The following is a 24,868-nucleotide window of genomic DNA, read 5'->3' on the forward strand; positions in this document are numbered from 1 at the left end:
ACTCCTCCTTCCGTCGGTAGACGATTGCCCCGGACTGCGTGGATCAGGCCATGCCGCGGCGAGCGGCCCGGGCGAAGAGTCCATGCACTCGCGCCAAGAGTCCAAACGGGCCCCTTGCGCATCAGGGGACCCACCGACCATCGTCCTTCGTGAGGTTCATGACAAAGCCACGCACCATCAGCTCCCCTGGAGGCTCGATGAACGACGAGGCAGTACAGGACCGGTCCCCCGAGGACGGCGACGACGGGCCGATGAGCCGCCGTTCCGTGCTGCGGACCACGGCGGGCGCCGCGGGCGCGGGGCTCGCGCTCGGCGCGCTGGGCGCGGGTCCCGCCGCCGCGGCCGGACCCGCCGCCGCGGTCGCCGCGGCGGCCGGACGGGAGCCGGACGCGACGCCCGCGCGCAAGGGCCGCACTATGGCGGGGGTTCCCTTCGAGCGCCGCACCACCGTCCGGGTGGGGATCATCGGGCTCGGCAACCGCGGCGGCTCGATGGCCGATCTCTTCCTGGCGCTGCCGGGGGTCCGGGTGGTCGCCCTGTGCGACCCGGTGCGGGACAAGGCGGAACGCGTCGCCGCGAAGGTCGTCGCGGCGGGACAGCCCGCCCCCGCGGTGTACGCCAAGGACGAGGACGACTACGAGAACCTGTGCGCACGCGGCGACCTGGACTTCGTCTATGTGGCGACGCCGTGGGAGACGCACTTCGCGATGGCGAGAGCCGCGATGCTCAGCGGCAAGCACGTAGGGGTGGAGTGTCCGGTCGCGATGCGGCTGGACGAGCTGTGGGCGCTGGTCGATCTGTCGGAGCGGACCCGGCGGCACTGCATGCAGCTGGAGAACTGCGCCTACGGCCGCAACGAGATGCGGGTGCTGCGGATGGCGCACGCGGGCAAGTTCGGTGAACTGCTGCACGGCGCGGGCGCCTACAACCACGATCTGCGCGGTCTGATGTTCGACGACGACTACTACGAGGGCCCCTGGCGGCGGCTGTGGCACACCCGGCTGCGCGGTGATCTGTACCCGAACCACGGTTTCGCCCCGGTCGCCAACTACATGGACGTCAACCGCGGTGACCGGGTGGTGAGCATCTCCAGCTTCGGCACCCCGGCGCTGGGGCTCGCCGAGTACCGCGAGGCCCATGTACCGGCGGGCCATCCGAGCTGGAAGGAGTCGTACATCGGCAGCGACCGTACGGTCAGCATGCTCCGGACGGCGAAGGGCCGGATCATCCGGCTGGAGCACGATGTGTCGACCCCGCACCCGTACAGCAGGATCAACAGCCTCGGCGGGACCAAGGGGGTCTTCGAGGACTACCCCGCGCGTATCTACATCGAGCCCGACCACCTGGACGACCGCTGGGCGGACTTCTCCCGCTACGCCGAATGGGACCACTGGCTGTGGAAGGAGCACGCGAACCCGCCGGGCGGCCACGGCGGGATGGACTACATCATGCTGTTCCGGCTCACGCAGTGCATGCGGCTGGGCCTGGTACCGGACTTCGACGTGTACGACGCGGCGACCTGGACGGCGCCCGTCCCGCTGAGCCACGCGTCGGTCAAGGCACAGGGCGCGCCCCAGGCGATCCCCGACTTCACCCGGGGCGAGTGGCGCAAGGCCCGCGCCGGGACGGACTCCGAACGGCCCGCGAACGACGGATGACCGGTGGTGCCCGCCCCGCCCGCCGGACGGCGGTCCGCGGGCGGGGCCGGGCACCCGCTGGTCAGATGCCCTGCGACGCCATCTCGATGATGGAGCGGTAGTAGGCGGCGGTCGACACCACGCAGGCGCGGTAGGTGCGGTTCTGCTTGACGACCAGGTAGTAGTCACGCAGGTTCTTCCAGTACTGCACGAGGTAGCCGAGGCCCGGGACGAACCCCGGCGGCCTGGGAACGAGGGCGAACGCCGCCGAACATTCCAGGATGCGTTCCGTGGCCTGCGACAGGACGCCCGCGACCTCGGCGTTCATGTTCCAGCCGGCGGCGAGCTCCGGGGTCCAGATGGCGCCCGCGATCTCCCGCAGCCGCTCCTGCTCCTCCGGGGTGGGATCGCTCTGGAACCGCGCCTGGGCCGTGCCCGTGGCGCGGTCGGCGCCGCGGTGGTCGGCGGCCTGGGCCGCCGACCCGAGCGCGCCGACGGCGAGTGTCGCTCCGGCGGCGAGCAGCGCCGTCGCCGTGGTCCAGCGGGTCCCGCGTGTGCTCATGGTGTTCCCCCTCGGTTCCCGTGCGGGCCGCCCGGATGGCGGTCCGGTCGTGGTGCGTGGGCGGATCGACGCTGACACGCCCGCCAGGAGCCGTCAACGAGGCCTCGTCGGACGGTGGTTGTCGGACAGCACGCCGCACGGCCGCGGGGCGCGTCCGTGGTCCGTGGGCCCGGCGCGGCCGGCCTCCGTGCCGGGTCCGGCTGCCCGGACAGAGCGCGCGGGGACGGGTGCGGGCGTACCGCGCGGGGGCCGGTAGCGTGTGCGGCTCGATCTTGGACGGGCGCCTGGGAGGCGCCCGGGAGAGGGGGTTCGGGATGGACACGGGGGTCGAGGACGAGGTCCATGACGAGGTGTTCCCGAAGGTGGCCGCCCCTGCGGACGGCAGCCGGTGGACCGCGCCGACGGACATCGAGCAGCGGCTGCACTCACTGTGCGCGAAGGACAACGACCACGCCTATCTGCGGACCGTCGCGCTGGAGGGCGTGTACTACCCGGTGCGGCTGGACGTGGCACGGGCCCGGCGGGAGGACGGCGACGACGCGTCGGCCGACCTGCCGATGCTGACCGTCGACGCGCCGGACGGGCGGACCGTGGCACAGGTCTACACGACGGGACTGCTGCCGCGTCCGCATCCGTATCTGGTCTACGAGTACGCCTCGTTGGGACGGCTGGCGTTCGATCTGCCCGCGCACGTCGATGTGCTGGCCGTGAACGCCGCCACGCCCTGCGAGCGCTACTTCGCGACCGACGCCGAGGAGCGGAAGGCCTGGCTGGAGTCGCACAACGAGCTGTTCGACCCGGACGCCCTCGCGGACCGGGTGGTGACCCTGCGCTCCGGCGGTCCGGGGCAGGGCGACCTGCTGCACGGTCTCGCGTGCGGCGCGCATCTGTGCTTCGCGAACGGCGAACCCTGGAACGCCCACCACTGGCACGGCGGCAAGGGGCACACGGGCGAGGTCGACCGGATGGCCGAGGGCTGGGACGTGGGTGACCGGGACGACTGGCTGGACATCCAGGAACGTCTGCTGCTCCGGGAGGTGAGCCCCTGGGGCTGGGACTTCGTGCTGGACGCGCGGACCTCGCTGTTGGAAGGCGCGGCGGACGGCGGAGCCGATCCGCGGCTGTGGCGGGATCACGCCGAGGAGGTGCTGCGGGCGCGGCTGGCGGAGGCCGGACGGGCGACCGCCGAGCAGACCGGCGAACTCGTGCACAAGGTACGGGCGCTGGTGGGTTCGGTACTGCGGTACGAGTCCCGGTTCCGGGCCGACGGACTGCTGCCGCCGGGCGGCCGGATACGGTCGGTCGCGGCCTGGGACCTGGGCCGGGCCTCGCAGATGGCCCGCTGGGGGCGGGGCGCGCGGTACGCGACGCAGGCGGAGACGTACGCGGCGCTGGAGCGGGTGTCCCGGGTGGCCAGGGTGATGTACGGCTCCTGGGAGGAGTTCTCGGCCGGGTACGTGCTGGGGCGGTGTCTGCACTTCGACGAGGAGAGCTTCGGGTCCTGGTACACCGAGGTCCTCGACGCGCACCGGGCGCTGACCACCGACCCTGACGGACCGTGGCGGACGGTGCCCTTCACGGCGGACTGACCAGGGGCGCCCGGCACCGGAGGGCCGCACAGGTCCGGCACTTCGGGACCGGGTACGTCCAGCGGTTCCGGCGCCGGGCGTACCCGATCCCGAATCCGCACCGTCGGCACAGAGTCCCCGTTACCCCGGGGCGGAACGGGGAGTCACCCACGCTCCCGGAACACGGAATTCACCGGACCGACGGAGCGGAACGCATTCACCGGCGCCCACGCGGCACTCCAACTGCCCTCCCCCGCAAGGCGTTCGGGACCGCCATGAGCCGCTCGCTGCGCCCGGGAATTCCGCCATACGGGTGAGAGCGCTCTCACTCCCGCAGCGATTCCCCAGGAGGCCGCATAGGCGAACCCACGAAGCCGCCTCTTCACATGGACGGAGCTTCTGTTCTCCATTTGTTCACCTTGTGCGCCCTCGGAGTTCCGGCATTTCGAGCACCCCGGAGGAGGGCTATGGCGCGCGTCACAGGGAACCCGGGGGTAGGACCGGACACCACCCGGCGTGAACGCAAGGGTGCCGACTCCCCCTGACTCAGGGGGGATTACCCCACCCGGGAGCGACTGGTGTACCCCAGTGATCACGCGCGACGGGGGTCCTACGTTGGGGTGACCGGCGTTCGCCGGGACTCCACCGCTCTGGAAGGGAACCCCCATGCCCCGCTCCTCGCGCGCCATCCGTACCGCCGCGCTCGGCGCCACCGCCGCCGCGGTCTGTCTGTCGGTCCTGCCTGCCGCCCCCGCCGGGGCCGCCGGTCCGGCGGCCGACCCGGGGCGGGCCGGTCCGGCCGCCCGCTTCCACCATCAGCAACTCGACTGGCGCAGTTGCGTCCAGGGCCCCGGTGACCAGGTCGGGAAGGACCTGGAGAAGGCGGGCGCGCGCTGCGCCGGGGTGACGGTCCCGCTGGACCACCGGAACCCCGAAGGACGGACGATCACCATCGCCGTCTCCCGGATCGAGGCGACGGACCGGGCCCGCAGGATCGGGCCGCTGCTGCTCAACGGCGGTGGCCCCGGCGGCCCCAGTCTGGGTGACGCGCCGGCGGCCCGGGACGCGATGAAGGACGTGGCGGGCCGCTACGACATCATCGGCGTCGATCCCCGGTTCGTCGGCCGCAGCGCCCCCGTGGACTGCGGCTGGCCCACCGGGACCGCGTTCCGGTCGGCGGGGAAGGACCGGGCCGGGTTCGACCGGACGACCGCGCTCTTCCGGGACCTGGCCGAGCGCTGCCGGACCGCCGTGGGCGATGTGCTGCCGTTCGCGAGCACCCGTGCCACGGCACGGGACATGGACATCATCCGTGCCGCGCTCGGTGAGCGGAAGATCTCCTACCTCGGTTACTCGTACGGGAGTTATCTCGGTCAGGTGTATGTGTCGATGTTCCCGGGCCGCGCCGACCGGGTGGTCCTCGACGGGGTCATCGACCCCGTCGCGTACGGCCCGCGGCTGCTGGCGGGCGCGACCGCGGAGAACCGCGCGGCTCTGGAGAACTGGGCGGCATGGGTCGCGGACCGCCACCGCGCCTATGGGCTGGGGACCTCACGGAAGGCCGTGGTGCGGACCGTGGAGGGGGTGCAGCGCTCCGCTGAGCGCGCGCCGTTCCGGCTCGGGGAGTTCACGCTCGACGAGCACACCGTCCCCGCGCTGGTCTTCGGCTCGTTGTCGGACGACAACGCCGCGGCGTTCGACCGGTTCGCGCGCATGGTGCGGGAGATGCGGCAGGCCGCGTCCGGTACGCAGGTCTCCCCGTCACCGGATGTCGCCGAGACCCTGAAGTTCGTGTTCACCGGCGCGGTCTCGGCCGGTGGCAGTGCGCAGAACGCCATCCTGTGCGCCGACAAGGCCGCCCCGCGTGATCCGGAGGTGTACTGGCGGGACATCGAGCGGGCCCGTGCGAAGGACGCGCTGCTGGGTCCGTTCACCCAGAACGCCAATCCGTGTGCCTTCTGGGACCGGCCGGCCGAGCGGCCGACGAAGGTGACCGGTGACTTCCCGGCGCTGCTGGTCAACTCCGTCGGGGACCCGCGGACCACGTACCGCGGGGCGCGGGTGGTGCGTGCCGACTGGAGCTCGTCGCGCCTGATCACCCTTCAGGGCTCGGACCAGCACGCGGTGTACGGCTTCTTCGGCAACCGGTGCGTGGACGACCGGGTGAACGCCTATCTGGCGACGGGTGAGCTGCCCGCGAAGGACTCGACCTGCCGTCCGGAGCCGGGGCAGGGTACCCGCTAGCACGGCTCCTGTCCGGCTCTCCGTCATTCTCCGCCGATGTGTGCGGTACCCCGGTCCGGCCCGGGGTACCGCACACATCGGCATATGCCTTTGGGGAATTACAGAGGGTGCACGCCGACCGGCCGACCACAACCCCACGATCCGCCACTTCATCGACGAATTCACCGGCGCATCGGCGGCAATTCCCCCCCGGGTCACCTGCTACGACCCCGACCGCCCGCGCACCGGCGGATCGAATTCCCGCCAAATGCTCCGCGGTGTGCGCGGCTTCAGCCATTTGGGGCAGGCGGTGGGCGTGGGGGCGCACGACTGTGCCTGTCGCGCTCTTCCGTTGCTCCCCCGTGCATCCGGCCACCAGTCAATTCCCGGTGAATCGGACAGTATTGGCATGGCACCACTGATGTGCTGGGGGTGAAGGTTGATCGAGAAGAGACCCGACGGGTACCGATCGGCGGGACTCACGGGAGATTGTGTCGAGGAGCAGCTCATGACGAAGGTTCTGCTGGTGCACACGGTGTCCCTGTGGCGGGCGTCCTTGGCTTCGCTGCTCAGCAGGGACCCTGGCCTCAAGGTGGCGGCCACCGACCTGGACGGTGTGCCCGCGGCCCTGGCGGAGTCACCCTCGGACATAGTTCTCACGGATCTCGACTGTCCGGATTCCCGGGACATCATGAGGCTGGTGGAATCCTTGCGCGGCGGCCGCCAGGGGCAGCACATCGCCCTGGCCGTGCTCGCCCGCCGGAATCGTATCGGGGATCTCCGTACCGCGTTCGAGGCGGGGGCCACCGGATACATCGACAAATTCGGTCCGGTGGATCACCTGTGTGAAGTGGTGCGGAAAGTCGGGGCGGGTGGCCGTCATATCGACGAATCCCTCGCTTTCACCCTTCTCCAGGCCTCGGAGGTACCGCTTTCCTCGCGTGAGTTGCGAGTTCTCTCGCTGGCCGCGGACGGTGAGTCGGTGGCGTCGATAGCGCGTTCCCTGTGTCTGGCGAGCGGTACGGTACGCAATTACCTCGCCGCGGCGATACGTAAGACGGGGGCGCGCAACCGGCTCGACGCGATAAGGCTCTCCAAGGAATGCGGGTGGTTGTGAACCGCCCTCGCGCGATGCGGCCCACCGGGGAACCGGTCGGGTCCGGGGCAGCCGTGGCACCCGGCCGTGAGCGGTCAGGGTGGCGGCCATGGCCAGGCTCCTATCGGGGTTGGGGAATCCGGTGGTCGGGTGCCCAGTGGCCCGCGAGGTCCCGGTAGCGGGCGGAGCGGGCGAGGAGTTCGTCCGGGGTGCCGTACTCGGTGGCCGCGCCGTCCATGAGCAGGACACGGTCGGCCCGCCGGGCGGACGCGAGACGGTGGGCGATGACGACGAGGGTCCGGGGGCGGCGGGCGAGCGCGTCCTCCGCCCGCGCCTCGGCCGCCGGGTCGAGATGGCTGGTTGCCTCGTCCAGGACGAGCAGCGGGACGGTGGTGAGATGTGCGCGCACCAGCGCCAGCAACTGCCGTTCGCCCTGGGACAGCCGGGCGGGGCCCACCGGTGCGTCGAGCCCGCCGACCCGCTCCGCGAGCCGGTCCGCGCCCAGCTCGGCGAGGGCGTCGGTGATCTCCCGGTCGGTGGCGCCGGGACGCAGATAGCGCAGATTGTCGCGGAGCGTGGCGGTGAAGATGTACGCCTGCTGCGGCAGCAGGGTGCGCAGGGCGGTGGGTTCCGGGCCGTCCGGGGACGCCGCGGGCCGTCCCAGCCAGCGCACCTCGCCCCGGGTCGGGGGCAGCACCCCGGCGAGGAGGGCGGCGAGCGTGGACTTGCCGCTGCCGCTCGGGCCCACCACGGCGAGCCGTTCACCGGGACGCAGGCCCAGGTCGAGCCCGTCGACGACCGGCCGGGCGGCGGGCCCGTACGCGAAGCTCACGGAGCGCAGTTCGGCGGTGAGCGGGGCTTCGGGCAGGGCGTGGCCGTGGCGGGGGTGCGCCGCGGGCGGGGACGGCAGGGAAAGCGGCCGGGTGAAGCGGTCGAGGACGACCACCAGTCGTCCTCCGGCGGTCCCGAGGACGGTCAGCAGCGCGTGCACGGCCGGTGCGAGCGACTGGGTGAGATAGGTGAAGGCGCCCAGCAGCCCGCCGGTGGTGAGTCCGTGGTCGAGCAGCCAGGGCGCGGTGAGCAGCAGCAGGATCGGGGGCAGCGCCCCGCAGAGTCCGAGGGCGACGATCCGGGCGGCGGCCCAGCGGGCGAGACTGCGGGCGGCCCGTGTCTGGTCGTCGGTGAGCCGGGCGGCCCGTTCGCGCACCTGCGGGGAGCCGCCCGCCGCCGCGATGTCGGTGAGGGCGCCAGCCGTCGTACCGGTATGGGCGGCGAACGCCTCGTCGGCGTCGAGGTAGGCGCGCTGATGGACGGCCATGGGGGCGAGGGTGACGGCGAACAGGGCGATCCCGGCGAGGAGCGGGGGCAGCACCACGAGCAGCAGCCGGGGGGACAGTACGGCCATCCCTGCCAGCGCGCCCACGGCGGTGAACACGAACGAGCGGAGGGACAGCACGAGTCCGCCCCATCCGTCGCGGGCGATCTCGCTCTGATGGGTCACCCGGGACACGGACCGGCTGTCGGCGGGGCCGCCGTCCAGGGCCTCCCCCAGCCCGCGGGTGACGGCACGTCGTACCAGGCCGTCCCGCAGGGGTTCGACCAGGTCGGCGAGGCCCGCGAAGACCCCCCGGGTGGCGAGCGCGGCGGGCAGCACCGCGAGAGCGGCGACGGCCAGCCACAGCAGTCCTACGGCCGGGGCGCCGTCAAGGAAGCCCCGGTCGAGGGCCTGGGCGACGGCGTATCCGCCGATGAGGGTCTGGCCGAACTCCAGCAGCGACCAGGCCGAAAGCCGGCCCATGGGTCCGGTGCGCGCGCGCAGGAACGGCCGGGCCTCACGGGTGACCCTGCGCAGGGAGCCTTTGGTGGCGGCGGTGGCGCTGACGGTGGCCGCGGTGGCGGGCCGCTCGGTGTCGGGGGCCGTGCCGGTGTCGGCGGGCCGCTCGGTACCGGGAGCCGTAGCCGCGTCGGGGGACGTGCCGGTGTCGGGAGCGTCGGCGGGCCGCTCGGTGCCGGGGGAGGTACCGGGAGCGGTGCCGCCCGAGGTATCAGGAGCGGTGGCGGAGGGGCTGCCGGAGGGCGTGCGGGGGGCGCTCATCGGGTGTCGTCCCCTGTTCCGGTCCGGAACACCGCCCGGTAGCCGGGGTCGGCCCACAGTTCGGTGTGCGGGGAGTGGGCGCGGACCCGGCCGCCGTCCAGCCAGATCACGCTGTCGGCGTCGGCGGCCGTCGACACCCGGTGGGCGACCACGATCCGGGTGCGGTGGCCGGTGCCGTGGATGAGCGCCCGCTGGACGAGCCGTTCGGTGACGGTGTCGAGGCTGGACGTCGCGTCGTCGAGGACAAGGAGCCGCCCGGGGTGGGCGAACGCCCGTGCCAGACCCAGGCGTTGCCGTTCACCGCCGGACAGCGGGGCCCGGTCGAGGGGGGTGCGGTAGCCGTCCGGGAGCAGGGCGATGAACTCGTCGGCCGCCGCGGCCCGCGCGGCGGCGCGGACGGCCGGTCCGTCGGGTGTGACGGCGCCGAAGGCGATGGTGTCGCCGACGGTCGCGCCGAGCAGGGCGGGGCGGGCGAACGCGAAGGTCACCTCGGTGCGCAGCAGCAGCGGGTCGACCCCGTCGAGGGGGACGCCGTCGAGGGTGACCGTCCCGGTGTCGGGGTCGAGGAGCCGTCCGGCGACCGCCGCGAGCAGGGACTTGCCGGAGCCGGAGGGTCCGACGACGGCGACCGTCGCGCCGCCGGGCACCGTGAGGTCGACCCCGGTCAGCAGGGGGCGGCCGTCGCGGACGACGCCGACGTCCCGCAGCCGGAGTTCGCCGGGGCCGTTCCCGGGCAGGACGCGGCCGTGGTGCGCGAGCGGGGGCAGCCCGCGCAGTTCGTCGAGACGGCGGTCGGCGGCCCGGCCCCGGGAGATGGCGCCGAGCGCGCCGGTCAGCGCGCCGAGGCCGACCGCGAGGACCGCGTACCGGGCGACGGCGAGCAGGTCACCGGTGGTGAGCGCGCCCTGGGACAGACGCAGTCCGCCGACCGCCAGGACCAGCAGGGTCAGCAGCGGCAGCAGCGCGGCGGCCCCGCCGACGGCCCGGCCCTGGACCTGCCAGGTGCGCCGTCCGTGGGTGGCGAGCCGGTCGAGGGGTTCGAGGGCGCGGGCCCGTTCACGGTCGGCGGTGGCGGCGGCCCGGACGGTGGCGATGCCGTCCAGCGCCTCGCTGAGCCGGGTCGCGATCGTGGACTGTTCGCGCTGGTAGTCGGCGGCGGCGGTGGCCGTGTCCCGGACCAGTGCGCGCAGCAGCAGGGCGAACAGCGGCAGTCCGGCCAGCAGCGCCAGCCCGGTCCAGGGGTCGATGAGGAACAGGCAGAGCGCTCCGCCGAGCGGGAGCAGGACGGTCCCGGCGGCGGTGGCGATGGTGACGGGGACGGCTCCGGCCTCACCGGCGTTGGCGGTGAGACGGGTGGTCAGGTCGCCGGGGCGGAAGCGGTCGGCGTGGTGCGGGGCGGCGTCCAGCACCCGGTCGAGCACACCGCGGCGCAGGAAGGCGGTGTGCCGTGCGGTGGTGGTCCCGCCGATCACGGCGACGGCGCTGTCGAGCAGGATCTCGGCCGCGGTCAGGGCGGTGGCGAGCAGCAGTCCGGCCCAGGGGACGCGACGGGTGGCCAGCAGGGTGTCGAGGGCGGCGCCCAGTACGGCCGGCAGGGCGAGGGCCGCTCCGGCGGCGGCCACGGAGCACAGCGTGACGGCGGCGAGCGGCAGCCGTCCGGCCCGCGTCCGGTCCTCCCGGTGCGGCCCGGGCCCGGTCGCGGGGGGCCCGGCGGGGCCGGGGTGGTGCTGGTGGCGGGGGCCGCCCGTGGTGGGTGGGCTGGTGTTCACGCCGGGGTCCTTCCGGGGAGCCGGTCGCACGCGACCGGTCCCGGGCCACGAGGGCCCGGGACCGGGGAATCACAGCCGGGAGTGACGGGCGGGTGCGTCGGCCGGACCGGCGCAGCGGCTCATCGAGCGGACTCCCGGCGGATCATCACGGGGTGCAGAGCAGCGCGCTCAGCGAGCTGTACTCACACACGATCAGGCTGACCTGGCTTCCCGTGGCGGTGTCGCCGAACTCCTCGGTGGGGGTGTCCAGGGCCTGAAGGTCGAGAAGAGCCATGATTGATCCTTTCTGGGGACGGATGGATCTCATTGGGTTTCGGCCCCTGGCTGGGGCCGGTCTGTGGGCCGCGTGAGCGGCGGGAGGAACGGCAGCGCGGCGGGTTCGTCGCCGAAGGCGCTGCCGAGGGCGAGCAGGCAACCGGCGGTGCCGGTGGCGAGGTCCATGGAGCGGCGCAGCATCTGCTCGCCGGGGAACGCGAGGCCGCCCGCGTAGGGCACCGCGTGCAGGGCGAGCAGCCGGCTGTGCCGGAGGATCACCCGCTGCCGTTCGGCGGGGTCGCCGAAGGGGGTGCGGGCGAGGAGCAGGACCAGTCCGGCGGCTCCGCGGAACAGACCGGGCTGGATGTAGAAGGAGGAGCGCAGTCCGGGCTCGATCCGCAGCCGCGCGTCATGCATCCCGGGGTCGTGGCGGTGCGCCAGGTAGTCGTCGAGGACGAGGGCGAGGCCCGCGCTGCCGCCGCCGAGATAGGGCAGGGTGCGTTTGCCGTCGAGGACGAGCAGGGCGTCCTCGGGGCCGGTGCGGCAGCGTGCCAGGTCCTGGCGCAGCGCGGTGGCGGCGAGGTCGAGGTACGCGGGGTCGCCGGTGCTCTCGTGGCGGCGCAGGAACAGCAGCGCGAGGCCCGCGGCGCCGTGGAGGAGTCCCGTACGGCGGATCGGGGTGGTGGAGTGCAGGGCGCGTACGGCGAGTTCGGTGCAGCGGTCGGCTGCCTCGGCGAGTTCGGCGGCCTCGGCGCCGGTGGCGGCGCGGGCCAGGTCGCCCAGTGCCAGGGCGATGCCCGCGTGTCCGCTGTGCAGGTCGGCGGATCTGCCGTCGAGCGGCTGGCGGGCGATCAGTCGCGCGGTGGCGAGTGCCTCTTCGGTGCGGCCGAGGCGGTTCAGGGTCCAGGCGATGCCGGCGAGGCCGTCGTAGAAGCCGATCGGGGTGCCGGAGGCCGGGTCCTTGACGCGGTCGAGGAGCCATTCGAGGCTCTGGGGGCAGACCGGGGCGCCGGTCTGCTGGAGGGCGTACAGGACACCCGCGGCGCCATAGCCGAAGCTCTGGCCGCCGACCGGGGACGCGAACTGGGCGATGTCGCCCGGGAAGCACCGGTCGTCGCGTTCGGGGGTGCGGGAGGCGAGGATGGCCTGTGCGATCGAGTCGCGGCTGCGCGGCCAGTCGGCGGGTTCGGGGACGTCCCAGTCGTCGGTGACCGCGTCCCGGGGTCCGGCCGTGTCGGCGGCGGTGTTCCGGGCGGCGGGCCGGGGCCCGGTGACGGGTGCGCCGTCGGGGTTGCGCAGGATCTCGGCGAGGGCGGGCGCCAGTTCTTCCTCGGTGACGGGGAAGGTCCGGGTGATCTGGCGCACCAGATGGCGTGCCTTGACCCGGTCGATGGCGAACAGCATCGTCAGCGGGGTCAGCAGCGCGATCCGCAGACAGGCCAGCGCGTACCGGTCGATGTCGACGCCGCGCCGGTCGGCGGGGGCGACGAAGGACGGGTTGGCGACGATCTGCCGCTGCCGCTCGTCGGCCTGGGAAGCGGCCTCGAAGTCCAGCAGGACGACCCGTGAGTCGTCGTCGCTGACGATGACGTTGGCCATGTGCAGATCGCTGATCACCAGGCCCCGGTCGTGCACGGCGTGCACCGCGTTCTCGACGAGGCCGTACATGTGCCGTGCCCACGCCGCGTGTTCGGCGAGTTCGGCTTCGGTGACCTCGGAGCGGGCCAGCGGATAGCGGCGGGCCAGTACGGTGCTGAGGGTGGTGCCCTCGATGTGTTCCAGCGCGAGGAAGCGGTGTCCGTCGATGTCGAAGGAGTCCAGCAGCGCGGGGACGCAAGGGAGCCCGGCGAGCTGTTCGAGTGCGGCGCGTTCCCGTTCGAGCCGGGCGACCGCGTCGGCGCCGTCGGCGGCGAGTCCGGCGTGCGGACGGCCTTCCTTGAGGACGACACGGTCACCGGACCGGTTGTCGCGGGCCAGGTAGACACCGCCGCCGTTGGAGAAGTGCAGGGCGCCCTCGACCGTGTACGGCATGACGCCGGCGGAGGCGGAGCGGGCCGCGACATGGGGTTCCAGGAAGGCGGGCACGGTGACCCAGGAGGGGACCCGGAAGGAGGGTCCGCGCAGATCGGGTACGAGGGTGCCCTCGGGGTCGGCCACGGCGGGTACGGTGCGGCCGTCCGTGTCGATGCAGAATCTGCGGGCGAAGGCGCCGTAGCGCACGTACACGGGTCCGTCGCCGCAGCGCAGATCGCTCAGTACGTACGGTCCCGGCTCACCGGCGAGCAGCTCCGTCAGTTCCTCGACGATCGCGGGGAACTGCTCCTCGGAGTGCGGGTAGACGGTGATGAACTTGCCGCTTCCGGCGCGGTCCGCGTACTTGGCGTTGCGCAGATGCAGCAGCCGGGGCCCGGGGACGAACTTCATGGGCAGCCGGTGGGTGACACAGACGGCGAGGACCCGGCGCAGCACGCTCTCGGCGTTGTCGAGCCCGGCGGAGACATGGATCTTCCAGCCCTGGGCGGGCAGTCGGACCCCGGGCGGGGTGAAGGACAGCCAGTCCCCCCGCGACTCGGCTTCCCAGCCGTCCGGGGCGCCCTCCCGGGCGGGGCCGAACAGCTCGGGCCCGCCGGTCGACCCGCCGCCGCTGTGGGGGGCGTCGTAGAAGTCGGGGTCCGTCTGGCAGTACGCGGCGTACTCGGGATTCATACTCGCTCCTCACAGGTTCCGAAGTTCCGGCTGGATGTTCCGACCGGCTGATGGGAGAAACGTTTCCACAGTGTTGCGGCGCGGCACAGTCGTCGTTGTCACCTCTCGCCGGCACGTCGCCGCCGTGCGAAGTGCACACGGTGGACGTGGACTTCACACCCTCCCGGTGTGCGTCATGACCGGGGCCGGGTCGAGTGCCACCACCCGCCGACGAGGGCGACCGTGACGCGATCCGTCCAGGTCAGCACCTGTCCGCCGACCAGGCGCGGCCCGACGGCCCGACCTGGGTGCCGGGCGGAACGGTGAGAAGGCACAGGCGGGAAGGGCGGCGAACGCGCGTCCGGGATGACGACGTGCACAGGGCGTTCCGCATGTCCGGGTGAGGTTCCGCGTCATCTCCATGACGTTCCGCGTCTCCGTGACCCGGGGCGGGTGGCCGGGGTGGCCCGGGGTGGCCCGGGGGACGGGGTCACCGCCGGTGGCGGGTGGCGGGTGGCGGGTGGCGGGTGGCGGGTGGCGGGTGGCGGGTGGCGGGTGGCGGGTGGCGGGTGGCGGGTGGCGGGTGGCGGGTGGCGGGTGGCGGGGAGAACGGCCCACCGAGGTCGCGGCGGAGGGCCTGCCGGGTCCGGGCGGCGACAAACCGGGTTCGCCGCCGACGCGGTCGCCGCCACGCGTCGGACGTGGATCACGTCGGACGGGATCGCGTCGGGTGTGGATCGCGTCGGGCCAGGGCGCGGGAACCGCCCGCTCGGCCGACCCACGGGTACCGGCTCGGCCGAGCGGCCGTGGGAGGCCAACGCAGCCGGGCGGCCGTGCGAGCCCCGCGCTACCGTGCGGAGGCTCGACGCACCGCCTGACCTGGTGTCACGAGGCGTCCGCAGTGCCTCGGCGCTGCCTGTCGCGGTAGCGTCGGGCCTTCACGATGCTGCCGCAGGCACGCATGCTGCACCACCGGGCCGTGCGGCTGCGCGACCCGTCGTAGAACAGCCATCGGCACTCCGGGTTGTCGCACGACTTCAGCCGCGTCCATGTCCCCGTGAGCACGGCCTCGTGCACGGCGGCCGCGAGCCGTGCGACAACACCCCCGGGGCCGTCCTCGCACGGCTCCAGCGAGGCGGCCGTCGCACCACTCCCCACGTCGAGGCGGACCGAGGCGGCGTGCCGTGCGGCGAGGCCGTTGAACGTGTCGACGGCCCCGTGGGGCGGCTGCTCGCCCAGGGTGTTGGCCGCGGCCATCGTCCGTAGCGCGTCGCGCAGGTTCCGCAGCACCGACAGGTCAGGTGCGGTCATCGACGGGCCCTTGTCCAGCATCCCCTCGGCGACCAGCCATTCGGTCGCGGCCGTCACGTCGGCCAGCGCGTCGCGGCCGTTGTAGATGTCGTCGGTGTCGACGAACCTGCGGACCGCTTCCAGCGCCCCGGGCGCCGCGTTGCTGGGGTCGTTGTGCATGTCGGAGCCGTTGTCCACGTCGAAGCCTCCTCGGTCGCGGGCCCCTCGTCGTCGCGTTCCGCTTGACGATGTCGACCCGCCCTCCTAGCGTCACCATCGTAACCCGTTTGATGGTGACGATCGAGAGGGCGCCGCGGGCACCGGCGGTGCGCGCGCGGAGGGAAGGTCTGCGATGACCCAGGACAAGGACACGCTCAGCGACGTGCGCGCCGACCGGTCCGCGGCACCGCCCACCCGTCGAAGGCTCGGGCTGCTGGTGATCTGCGCCGCGCAGTTCCTGGTGGCGCTGGATCTCTCGATCGCCAACATCGCCATGCCGCGTATGACCACCGAACTGGGCTTCGCGCCCGCCTCGGCAGGTCTCGTGCTGTCCACCTTCGCGCTGGCCTTCGCCTCGACCCTCCTGCTGGGCGGCCGGGTCGCCGACCTGTACGGGCGCCGGCGGGTCTTCATCACCGGCCTGCTGGTACTGGGCGCCGCGTCGGTCCTGGCGGGCGCCGCGTGGAGTCCGGCCGCCCTGCTCACCGGGCGGGTCCTCCAAGGGCTGGCCGCGGGGTTCATCGCGCCCTCCGCCCTGGGTCTGCTGACGGCGACCGTTCCCGAGGGACCGCGGCGGGAGCGGGCGTTGGGGATCTTCGGCGCGATCATGTCCGCGGGATTCGTCAGCGGCATGATCGGCGGCGGCGTGCTCACCGAGTTCCTGGACTGGCGCTGGACGATGTACATCAATGTGCCCGTGGTGATCGCGGCGGTGGCACTGGCGTCGCGTTTCCTGCCCGAGAGCCGTGTCGACGGAGCCGGGCGCCTGGACGTCCTGGGCGGTCTGCTGTCGGCGGGAGCGATGCTGTGCGTCGTCCACGCGCTCGAAGAACTCGGAGCCGGTACGGCGTGGGCGTCCACGTCGCTGTTCCTCGCCGTCGGCGTCTGCCTGGCACTGGCGTTCGTCAGGGTCGAGCGCCGGAGCCCCCACCCCCTCCTGCCCCTGTCGCTGTTCCGGACACGGGCCGTGGGCGCGGCGAATCTCATCGGTCTGGTGATGGTCGCCGCCTACGGCGGAATGCTCGTCATCGTGACCCTGTATGTGCAGGAGGTGCTGGGTTACGGCGCGCTGGCCACCGGAGCGGTGTTCGCGGTCTCGGGCGTCATCGGCATCGTCAACAGCGTGCTCACCGGCAGGCTCCTCCAGCGCCGACGGCTCGACCGGATGCTGCTGGCCGGCATCGTCATCGCGACGACCGGGCTGCTGCCTCTCGCCTTCCTGCCCGAGCGGGGCGGGTGGTGGCTGGTCCTCATAGCCACCTCGGTCAACGCCTTCGGCCATATCGTCGTGCTGGTCGTCTCCAGCGTCGCCGCGAACGACGGTGTGCCCGCCGACCACAAGGCCGTCGCCGGGGCCGTGATGAACACCGGCCAGCAGTTGGGCATCGCCCTGGGGGTGGCCCTGCTGACCTCACTGGCCGCCACGGTCACCGCCGCCCAGCCACGGCCCGAGACCGCGGCGGCGCTGGTCACCGGCTGGCGGTGGGCCCTGGCACTGAGCGCGGCCATGGCGTTGTCGACCGTTCCGATCGCCCTGGCCCTGCGCGGGAGGCTGCGGACATGACTCCTGTCCCGGTGCGGTCCCGGAAATGACGACTGGCAAAGGAGAGACACCCTCATGACGGATTTCACGACCCGCCCGCTCGCACCCGGGACCTGGAAGGACTTCGAGCGCGTCATGGGCTCGAACGGAGGCGCGCGCGGATGCTGGTGCATGCACTGGCGGCTCCCGTTCAAGGAATGGCAGGCCGGCGCGGGCGACGGCAACCGGGACGCGCTGCGCACCCGCTCGGCACAGCGGCCACCACCCGGGCTGGTGTGCTATCTGGACGACGAGCCCGTGGGCTGGGTGGGTATCGGCGCACGCCCGGAGTACCCGCGCCTGCGGCGTTCACCGGTCACCAAAGCTCTCGATACCACACCGGTCTGGGTGATCAACTGCTTGTTCGTCCGGCGCGACCACCGCCACCGAGGGCTCCAGACGAAGATGATCACCGCCGCGTGCGGCTTCGCCGCAGAGCACGGACAGCACACCGTCGAGGGCTTCCCTGTCGACCCCGCGTCAGGCAGGACCGCCGGCGCGGACAACACGATGACCGGCATCGCGTCCGCGTTCCGGGAAGCCGGGTTCACCGAGGTGGCCCGCCGCAGGAAGGACCGCCCGGCGATGCGCCGTACGGTCGACGGCACTTGACGGCCCTGACCGGGCAGCCTTGTGCGCACACCCGGAAGGGCCGCCTGGTCCCATGGGATTCAGGCCAGGACGACGGGGTTGCTGAGCGCGGCCATATGTCCTCCGGGGTGGCGTACCTCGACCCGGACGAACGCCGAGTCCGCCGCGCTGACGCGCCACTCCACCACGGCCGCTCCCGAGCCGGTGAGCGGGGCGCGGTGCGCCGTTCCCTGTTCGGTGTGGAAGCTGACGGTTCCGGACGGCACACCGCGTACGTCGACCCGGGCCACGACCGGCTCGCCGCCGGTTGCCAGCCGTTCACCGATCCCGGCGCTCCGGTCTCCCGCGGAGGCCGTGAACGACAGCTCGACCGCGGTGGATCCGGCGATCCAGCTCCGGCCCGCGCGGATCGCCGCGAGGATCTCGTCGGCGCTCAGTTCCTCGGCCAGCACGACGGTGTGCGGCACACCGAGCTGGCCCTTGAGGTGGGTGTCGCTGTTGCCTGTCGCGGGCCGCCACCGTCCCTGGTGGAGGTCCGCGGCCAGGCTTCGGCCCCATTCGGCCAGGGCCGCCTCGTTGTCCGCCTGCCATGGCACGTCCGAACTCCAGGGCCCGTTCCACACCTCGACCGCGTCGAACCCCTGGTACGGGTACATGAAGGTGCCCGAGGGGTAGGGCGCGTGCGGGTGGGCGGCGATACAGAGTCCCCCGGCCCGGTGGACCTCGGCCAGCTGCCGCTCGATCACGTCGTCCCGCACCCCGTAATGCCAGTCGACCACATGCCCCGGCGGGAGTCCCAGGGCGAGCCAGTGTCCGGTGCGGGTGACGACCTCCTGGCCCAGGATCACCAGCAGATCGCCGTCCGCCTGACGGCTCCAGGTGTCATGTGTGGCGGCGGTGTTGTGCTCGGTGGCCGCGAGGAAGTGGAGTCCCGCCGCACGCGCGTCGGCCACGACCTGCTCCGGTGTCAGCTCGCCGCCGCTCGACGCCAGCGAGTGCAGATGGCAGTCACCCCGGTACCAGCCACGCCCGGGGCGGACCGGCGCCGGTGCGGTCCCCGCTCCCGCCGCGCTCTTCGGGACGCGCATCGGTCACACCTCCCGGTCCGGCGACACGGAGCCCCGGGGCTCCCCCGCCGCGCTCAGCTCGCGCAGCGTCCGCGCGGTGAAGTCGTCGAGCGGGTAGAACAGCTCGATCGCCAGTTCTGACAGGGTGACGTCGGCCGGGGCACCGAATGTCGCCAGGGTGCCGAACATGGAGAGTTCACCGAGCGGGCTCCGTATCCGCAGCGGCACCTGGATGGGCCCCGGCACGGCGGCCGGGGGCGCGTCCGTGTCCTGGCCGGTGGGGTGCGGATAGCCCAGCACCTCCTCATGGAGGGCGCGCAGCTCACCGTCCCCGGTGGCGACGGCCTGACGGCGCAGCCGTTCGAGGAAGAGTTCCCGGACCTCGGTGCGGTTGGCGAGCCGGGGTGCCAGTCCGTCGGGGTGCAGGGTCAGCCGGAACACGTTCGGCCGGGGCTCCAGCACATGGGACGGGATGCCGTCCATGAGCACGCCCGTCGCGCGGTTGGCGTCGACCACGTTCCACCAGCGGTCGACCACCACGGCGGGAAAGGGCTCATGGGCCCTGAGCATGGTGTCGATCGCGGACCGCACCGACGCCATGTACGTGTCGTCCAACCCGCTCTCCCGGTACGCGGGGGCGTGACCGGCGGCCAGCAGCAGGGTGTTGCGTTCCCGCAGCGGGATGTCCAGTGCGGTGGACAGCCTCAGCAGCATCGTGCGGCTCGGGCGGGCCCGGCCGGTCTCCAGACAGGACAGATGCCGGGCGGAGATGTCCGCGAGCAGGGCGAGGTCGAGCTGGCTGTACCGGCGCCGGGTGCGCCATTCACGCAGCAGGACACCCGACGGGGAGGACTGGTGCTGTTCCATGGCCGCGAGCGTAGTCACGGGGGACGGTCGGGGCCCATGACCTGTGAGGTCATTGAGCTGATGAGGTGCGCGGTGCGATGGTCGGGGCCGGACCGGGCGGTGTCCCGTCCCGGCCCCGACCATCGACCCGGAGGAGTACCCCATGACCGTCCCGGCCACGACCGGCGCGCGACCGGTGCGCCCCGTCTCCGCCCCGGATCTGCTCCGTACCGGTCTGCGGGCCGACGCCTGGAGCACCGCCGTCCTCGGCGCGGTCCTGCTCTTCGGTGGCGAGCGGATCGGTGACCCGCTCGGCCTTCCGCTGCCGTGGTCGGTGGCGTTCGGGATCGGCATGCTGGCCGGGGCCGTCGTGCTCGCGCTGATCGCGCGGCGTCGGCCGATTCCGGCGGGGCTCGGCTGGACGGCCGTCACGGTCAACACGGTGTGCGCCGCGGCGATGCTCGTCCTCGCCTTCGTGGACGTCCTGCCGCTCACGGTCGCGGGGAAGGTGTTCATGGTCGTGGGAGCGCTGGTGGTGGGCGGCTTCGCTGGCGTCTACGTCGTCGCGCTACGGCGGTCGGCCCGCTCCGGCGGATAGGCCGGGCGGCCGTCCTACCCGACGGGCCGCCGCTTGCCCGGCACGGGCGGGAGGGGGATCAGGCGACCACCGGGGCGAACCTCGCGGATGCCGTGGTGCGCTCGGCGCGGGCGGGGCTCAGGCCGACCACGTCGGTGGTGTCGCTCTCGGCGTCCGACGCTCGGCGCGGGCGGGGCGTCAGGGAGAGCGCGGACGCGGACGACACGCTCGCCGAGTGCGCTCCGGGCGGGGGCGGGGCTCAGGCGGCGTGCGGCTCGGAGCCGGTCGGGGCGGCGGTGGCGGCGGGGGCCGCCCGGGTGGGGCGCGGCAGGGTGGCGGGGCGCGGACCCCGCGCGGGCGGACGCTGACGGGCCTCGGACCACTCCATGACCAGCCGCTGGTACTCGCGCCGCTGTTCGGTGCTCAGTCTGCCGCCCGCGCGTGTCCACAGCGCGCGGATGTCCTCGTTGACCTCGGCGGCCGTGCGTGGCGCCTCGGTCCGGTGGGCCGGGTCGGAAGTCGTGGACATACGGCGAATCATACGGTTTTGGTTGTGAGGATCTCGTCAGATTTACGCGGGTTCTTGATCTTGACGTACCGTCGGCCCGGCGTGAGCCCGGGCACCCGGCACGGTCACCCGCCCGGCCGGTTGCCTCCCGGCACGATGTGACCGTACGAGCCGGGGCCCGGGTCGGTCGCGTCCGGTGGTCCCTTCCGGAGAGGGCGGCCGGTGTCGTCGCGGACGCGCTACGGGAGCGGCCGACCGGGAGCCGCACCGGGGAGTGCGTCCCGGTACGGGTCAGGAGGCCGCTATACGGCGCAGCCGTTCCTCGTCGCTCGTGCGCGGACAGGTGGCACAGGCCTCCGCCGGGCGGATCGTGTAGTAGAGGCAGCAGCCGAGCCGGGTTCGGGTGGGATGGGTCCGGCCGTCGGCCGAGGTGAGATTGCGGAACGCGGCGCCCCCGGGGTAGGGGGAAACGGCGCCGGGAAGCACCGCGTCCGCCTCGCGGACCCCGCGGTCCTCCTCGTCGAGCATCCGGCCGAGGTACCAGATGGCGGAGACCAGGTCGTCGCTCACCATGCCCCACAGCGCGCGGGGACCGCGGCGTACCCGGGGACCGGTCGCCGCGAGCAGCGGTCGGACGTGGTCGGCGAGGGCGGCGCGCAGTTCGGCGCGCAGCGACTCCTCGTCGGGCAGCACCCGGACGCCGGGCAGTCCGGCGGCGGGGTCGCCGGGCAGGCAGGAGAAGCCGCCGGGGACGATCTCGTAGCGGTCGCTCGTCCGGCTGATCCGCAGATCGGCGGGGCGGACGCGGGGCACCCGCCGTTCGAGGTACCAGGGGCCGCTGATGAGCAGCGCCGCGGTCCACAGATAGCCGTGCAGCGCGCGGGAGGCGACGACATCGGGCCGGGCCTCGTGGTCGTAGCGCAGGCGGACACCCGCCGCGTGGTTGTCCAGCCAGGCGTGGAGGAAGTCCTCACGGCACGCCAGTTCCGCGCCGTCGAACCATCCCTGACGGACCGTCGCCGAGGGTTCGGCGGTGTGGACGTCGAGGGCGGGACAGTAGGCGATGAGGCGCTGGTAGGTCGCGGTCAGCAGGGCGGAACAGCTCACGGCAGGGGCGGGCGGGGCCGACGCCGGGGCCAGGAACACGGACACTCCTAGAACACCGTCAGGGAACGGGGGTGGGGGGCATGAGAAAATCGGGGTGACGGACGGCGGCAAATCCGTCGGGCTAAGGAAAGGCTCACCTTACTAGCACCGGTGGGGTGACACGCCAATCAACATGACGCCAGGACGAATTGACATTCTTAGGCATGCCTAACCTAAGCTCTCGGCTCGTGTTCCCGATCATGAGGATGTACCTGCTCGCGCTGAACCCCACCGACTCCGTCACCGAGGGGTTCCTCCCGGCCGCGCGGACCCTGGGTCTGGGGGTCACCGTGCTCACGGACCAGCCCGCCGCGCACCGCGCGCGGTACCCGGACACCGAGGTCCTGGAATGCGATGTACGGGACTTCCGGGCGGTGATCGCCCTGATCTCGGCCCGGCGTCCCCCGGACGCGGTGTTCACCAACAGCGACCATCTCCAGACCCAGGCCGCGCTCGCCGCCGAGTACTTCGCACTGCCCGCGAAGGACTGGCGGGCGGCCCTGCGCACCAAGGACAAGGCCCTGCTCAGACGGCATCTCGCGGCGGCCGGGGCGGACCGGGTGTTCTCCCTGGAGATCCCCGGCCGCACCCCGCCCGCCGAGGTCCTGGCCACCACCGGCGAGCCGCCGTTCCCCTGTGTGGTGAAACCGCGCGAGGGGGTCGCCAGCGAGGACGTCGTCATGGCCGGTACGGCCGGGGAGCTGCTCGCGCGCTGCGAGGAGATCCGGGCCCGCCGCCCCGGGGCCGCGCTGGTGGTGGAGGAGTTCCTGGAAGGCGAGCTGTACACCCTGGAGACCCTCGGTGACGGGCGGACCAGGCATGTGCTCGGCGGATTCCGCACGGAGCTCTCCCCCGCCCCGTACTTCATCGAGGAACGTCTGAGATTCGTCCCCGCCCATCCCCCGGACGTGGTGTCCCGGATAGTCTCCCAACTCGACGCCCTGGGTGTGGGCTTCGGTTCCTGCCACACCGAATTCGTGGTGGGTCCGGACGGCCGCGCCCGGATCATCGAGGTGAATTACCGGGCCATCGGGGACCAGTGCGACCTGCTGCTCGCCGAACTGCTCGGCATTCCGCTCTTCGAGCATGTCCTGCGCACCCATCTGGGTGAACCACTGCCCGCCGACCTCGGCGCCCGCACGGACGGCGCCGCGCTCCTCGACTATCCGTACGCGCGCCACCCCGGCACCCTCACCGCGGCCCCCGGCCCCGCCGATCTGACCTTCGGTGACGTCCGGCTGACGTACCGTCCGCTGCGGGAGACCGGTGAACGGCACGACCTGTACCACACCAACCGCGACATCCTCGGTGTCGTCCGGGCGACCGGCCGGGACCAGGGCTCCGTGGACACCGCCGTACGGGACTTCCTGGCCGCCCAGCAGTGGGAGATCACACCGTGACCGAACGGACCGCCACGGACGAGGACCGGCATCTCGTCCGGGTCCTGAGCGCCCTGCTCCGGGAGGACGTGGCCGGGCTGCGCACCCGGACCACCCGGGTGGAACGGGCCGACGGGAGCTGGCTGCGGCTGCCGCTGCCCGCAGGCGGCTCATTGACCCTGCCGGTGGAGCCGGACGGCTTCCAGTGCGAGCTCGCCGCCCGGCTGCCGCTGCTGCGCCACGAGGACGGCGGGGGCGTACCGGCCGACCTGACCACCACCGACGCGGTGCTCGGCGCGCTCAAGGACCTGGCCGACCCGCCGGACCGGCCCGGCTTCGACGCGTTCGCCGAGGAGTGCCGGCTGTCCCTCACCGCGGAGCTGCTGCACCGCGACACCCGTGACGAGATCGCCGCGCGGCTCAGCGGCACCTACGGTCCCGACCCCGCCCGCTGGACGGACCCGCTCCCCTTCGACGCGCTCGCCGCCCGGCTCGACCACCCCGTCTACCCCACCGGGCGCGGGCGCAGCGGGCTGACGCCCCGGCAGCTTCGCTCCTACGCGCCGGAGTTCCATCCGGCGTTCCGGCTGCGCTGGCTGGCCCTGCCCCGGACCGCCGTGACCGACGAGGGACTGAGCACGACACCCGGCTGGCCGTCACCGTCCGAGCTGGGGCTCGACCGCGCGCTCGACGACGACCATGTCGCCCTGCCCGTCCATCCCCTGACCCTCGGCCGCCCACTGGCGGACGCCCTCGCGCAGCGGGGGCTCACCGGCCGGGCGCGGCTCGCCGACCGGCCGCACACCGAGGTCGTGCCGACCCTGTCCATGCGGACCGTGGCCCTCACCGGCCGACCCGGGGTCCATCTGAAGCTGCCGCTGGCGACCGCCACCCTCGGACGGCTCAACCGGCGCACCATCAAACCCGGCACCCTGCTCGACGGCGCCGTCTGCCAGCGTCTCCTCGCGGCGGTCACCGCACGCGAACCCCGGTTCGCGGACACGGTGCTGCACGCCGACGAGACCCGGTACGCACACGCCGGGCATGAGCTGCTCGCCGTGCTGCGCCGTGGCTGGCCGGACGGACTGGACGGTTCGGTGGTGGTGCCGATGGCCGCGCTGACCGCCCCGGAGCCGGGCGGCGCCCTGGTGATAGACCGGCTCGCGGACCGCTTCCACGGCGGCGACCCGCTCGCCCTGCTCGACGCGGTCCTCACCCTGCTGTTCGACTGGCAGACCACCCTCTTCGGCTACGGCATAGCGCTGGAGTCGCATCAGCAGAACATCTCGCTGGCCTTCGACGACCGCCCCGGACGGCCGACGCTGCGTCTGCTGTTCAAGGACAACGACGGCCCGCGCATCCACACCGGACGGCTGCGCGCGGCGCTCGGCCGTGATGCCGGCGCTCTCACCGGCTTCGACGACGCCCGGATCACCGGCGGCGACGACCGTCCCGTGCTCGACCTGTTCACGACGATCACCGTCCATCTGTGCGCGGGTTCCTGCGCGTTCGGACTGGCCCGGCACGGGCGCGCGCCGCTGGAGCGGCTGCTCGCCCTGGTGCGCGACCGGCTCGGTGAGGCCGTCGAACGGCTGGGCACCCGGCCGGGCCAGCCCGGCGCCGCGCTGCGCGCCCATGTACTGGACGCCGCGAAGCTGCCCGTGAAGGCGATGGTGACGGCGGGAACGCTGCTCACCAAACAGCGCTCAGGGGCGTCCGACATCAACAAGCACTACACCACCGGTCCCAACTATCTTCTGCGAGGGGCGTAAC

The 24,868-nt window shown here is 73.0% G+C and carries 20 protein-coding genes; 9 read left to right on the forward strand and 11 right to left on the reverse strand.

Going from position 1 to position 24,868, the window contains the following annotated elements:
• Positions 1–197 precede the first annotated feature (197 nt).
• Positions 198–1,658 (forward strand): Gfo/Idh/MocA family protein, encoded by a 1,461-nt coding sequence (locus tag OG711_RS02960; RefSeq protein WP_329558292.1) that lies wholly within the window; start codon positions 198–200, stop codon positions 1,656–1,658.
• Positions 1,659–1,719: 61 nt separating this feature from the next.
• On the opposite strand, the gene OG711_RS02965 is transcribed toward OG711_RS02960, so the two are convergent.
• Positions 1,720–2,199, reverse strand: a complete 480-nt coding sequence (locus OG711_RS02965; RefSeq protein ID WP_073786157.1) for a hypothetical protein — start codon at positions 2,197–2,199, stop codon at positions 1,720–1,722.
• Positions 2,200–2,513: 314 nt separating this feature from the next.
• Between OG711_RS02965 and OG711_RS02970 the strand changes: the two genes are divergently transcribed.
• From OG711_RS02970 to OG711_RS02980, 3 genes are all read left to right on the forward strand, one after another.
• A complete protein-coding gene (locus tag OG711_RS02970) occupies positions 2,514–3,788 on the forward strand; it encodes a DUF1266 domain-containing protein (RefSeq protein WP_329558293.1) in 1,275 nt (424 codons plus the stop codon).
• A gap of 645 nt (positions 3,789–4,433) precedes the next feature.
• The gene (locus tag OG711_RS02975; RefSeq protein ID WP_266504998.1) at positions 4,434–6,011 is read left to right on the forward strand and encodes an alpha/beta fold hydrolase; all 1,578 of its coding nucleotides are present in this window, start codon (positions 4,434–4,436) and stop codon (positions 6,009–6,011) included.
• Positions 6,012–6,498: 487 nt separating this feature from the next.
• On the forward strand, positions 6,499–7,107 hold the full coding sequence (locus tag OG711_RS02980) for a response regulator transcription factor (RefSeq protein WP_073786163.1): 609 nt from the start codon (positions 6,499–6,501) through the stop codon (positions 7,105–7,107).
• A 100-nt stretch (positions 7,108–7,207) separates the two neighbouring features.
• Here the strand turns inward: OG711_RS02980 and OG711_RS02985 are convergent, their stop codons facing one another.
• From OG711_RS02985 to OG711_RS03005, 5 genes are all read right to left on the reverse strand, one after another.
• On the reverse strand, positions 7,208–9,181 hold the full coding sequence (locus OG711_RS02985) for an ABC transporter ATP-binding protein (RefSeq protein ID WP_329558294.1): 1,974 nt from the start codon (positions 9,179–9,181) through the stop codon (positions 7,208–7,210).
• The gene (locus OG711_RS02990; protein ID WP_329558295.1) at positions 9,178–10,950 is read right to left on the reverse strand and encodes an ABC transporter ATP-binding protein; all 1,773 of its coding nucleotides are present in this window, start codon (positions 10,948–10,950) and stop codon (positions 9,178–9,180) included. Before OG711_RS02990 ends, OG711_RS02985 begins: the two co-directional genes overlap by 4 nt.
• Before the next feature lie 145 nt (positions 10,951–11,095).
• Positions 11,096–11,224 carry a SapB/AmfS family lanthipeptide gene (locus OG711_RS02995; protein ID WP_073786186.1) on the reverse strand — a complete coding sequence of 43 codons (129 nt, stop codon included), beginning with the start codon at positions 11,222–11,224 and terminating at the stop codon, positions 11,096–11,098.
• Between the two features lie 29 nt (positions 11,225–11,253).
• Positions 11,254–13,911, reverse strand: a complete 2,658-nt coding sequence (gene lanKC / locus OG711_RS03000) for a class III lanthionine synthetase LanKC (RefSeq protein ID WP_329558296.1) — start codon at positions 13,909–13,911, stop codon at positions 11,254–11,256.
• Positions 13,912–14,775: 864 nt separating this feature from the next.
• Positions 14,776–15,378, reverse strand: coding sequence for a CGNR zinc finger domain-containing protein (locus tag OG711_RS03005; protein WP_329558297.1), 603 nt, complete (start codon positions 15,376–15,378; stop codon positions 14,776–14,778).
• Positions 15,379–15,532: 154 nt separating this feature from the next.
• Between OG711_RS03005 and OG711_RS03010 the strand changes: the two genes are divergently transcribed.
• A complete protein-coding gene (locus OG711_RS03010) occupies positions 15,533–16,963 on the forward strand; it encodes an MFS transporter (RefSeq protein WP_329558298.1) in 1,431 nt (476 codons plus the stop codon).
• 54 nt (positions 16,964–17,017) lie between these two features.
• Entirely contained in the window at positions 17,018–17,593 is a 576-nt protein-coding gene (locus tag OG711_RS03015) for a GNAT family N-acetyltransferase (RefSeq protein WP_329558299.1), read from the forward strand.
• A gap of 59 nt (positions 17,594–17,652) precedes the next feature.
• Here OG711_RS03015 and OG711_RS03020 read toward each other — a convergent pair whose 3' ends face one another.
• Both OG711_RS03020 and OG711_RS03025 read right to left on the reverse strand, forming a co-directional pair.
• A complete protein-coding gene (locus tag OG711_RS03020) occupies positions 17,653–18,660 on the reverse strand; it encodes a CehA/McbA family metallohydrolase (RefSeq protein ID WP_329558300.1) in 1,008 nt (335 codons plus the stop codon).
• A 3-nt stretch (positions 18,661–18,663) separates the two neighbouring features.
• Positions 18,664–19,506 carry a helix-turn-helix domain-containing protein gene (locus OG711_RS03025; protein WP_329558301.1) on the reverse strand — a complete coding sequence of 281 codons (843 nt, stop codon included), beginning with the start codon at positions 19,504–19,506 and terminating at the stop codon, positions 18,664–18,666.
• A 142-nt stretch (positions 19,507–19,648) separates the two neighbouring features.
• Here OG711_RS03025 and OG711_RS03030 point away from each other — a divergent pair, with 142 nt between their 5' ends.
• The gene (locus OG711_RS03030) at positions 19,649–20,083 is read left to right on the forward strand and encodes a hypothetical protein (protein WP_329558302.1); all 435 of its coding nucleotides are present in this window, start codon (positions 19,649–19,651) and stop codon (positions 20,081–20,083) included.
• 58 nt (positions 20,084–20,141) lie between these two features.
• Here OG711_RS03030 and OG711_RS03035 read toward each other — a convergent pair whose 3' ends face one another.
• The 3 genes from OG711_RS03035 to OG711_RS03045 form a co-directional block, all read right to left on the reverse strand.
• Complete coding sequence (locus OG711_RS03035) at positions 20,142–20,288, reverse strand: hypothetical protein (RefSeq protein ID WP_329558303.1); 147 nt, start codon at positions 20,286–20,288, stop codon at positions 20,142–20,144.
• Between the two features lie 33 nt (positions 20,289–20,321).
• Positions 20,322–20,591 carry a hypothetical protein gene (locus OG711_RS03040; protein WP_073786198.1) on the reverse strand — a complete coding sequence of 90 codons (270 nt, stop codon included), beginning with the start codon at positions 20,589–20,591 and terminating at the stop codon, positions 20,322–20,324.
• A gap of 270 nt (positions 20,592–20,861) precedes the next feature.
• Positions 20,862–21,716 carry a (2Fe-2S)-binding protein gene (locus OG711_RS03045; RefSeq protein ID WP_073786200.1) on the reverse strand — a complete coding sequence of 285 codons (855 nt, stop codon included), beginning with the start codon at positions 21,714–21,716 and terminating at the stop codon, positions 20,862–20,864.
• 200 nt (positions 21,717–21,916) lie between these two features.
• On the opposite strand from OG711_RS03045, the gene OG711_RS03050 reads away from it, so the two are divergent.
• Positions 21,917–23,116 carry an ATP-grasp domain-containing protein gene (locus OG711_RS03050; protein WP_329563582.1) on the forward strand — a complete coding sequence of 400 codons (1,200 nt, stop codon included), beginning with the start codon at positions 21,917–21,919 and terminating at the stop codon, positions 23,114–23,116.
• Positions 23,113–24,867 (forward strand): IucA/IucC family protein, encoded by a 1,755-nt coding sequence (locus tag OG711_RS03055; RefSeq protein WP_329558304.1) that lies wholly within the window; start codon positions 23,113–23,115, stop codon positions 24,865–24,867. The genes OG711_RS03050 and OG711_RS03055 overlap by 4 nt, the downstream gene beginning before the upstream one ends.
• Position 24,868: the final 1 nt, after the last annotated feature.

This window comes from Streptomyces uncialis (genome assembly GCF_036250755.1).
GTDB lineage: Bacteria > Actinomycetota > Actinomycetes > Streptomycetales > Streptomycetaceae > Streptomyces > Streptomyces uncialis.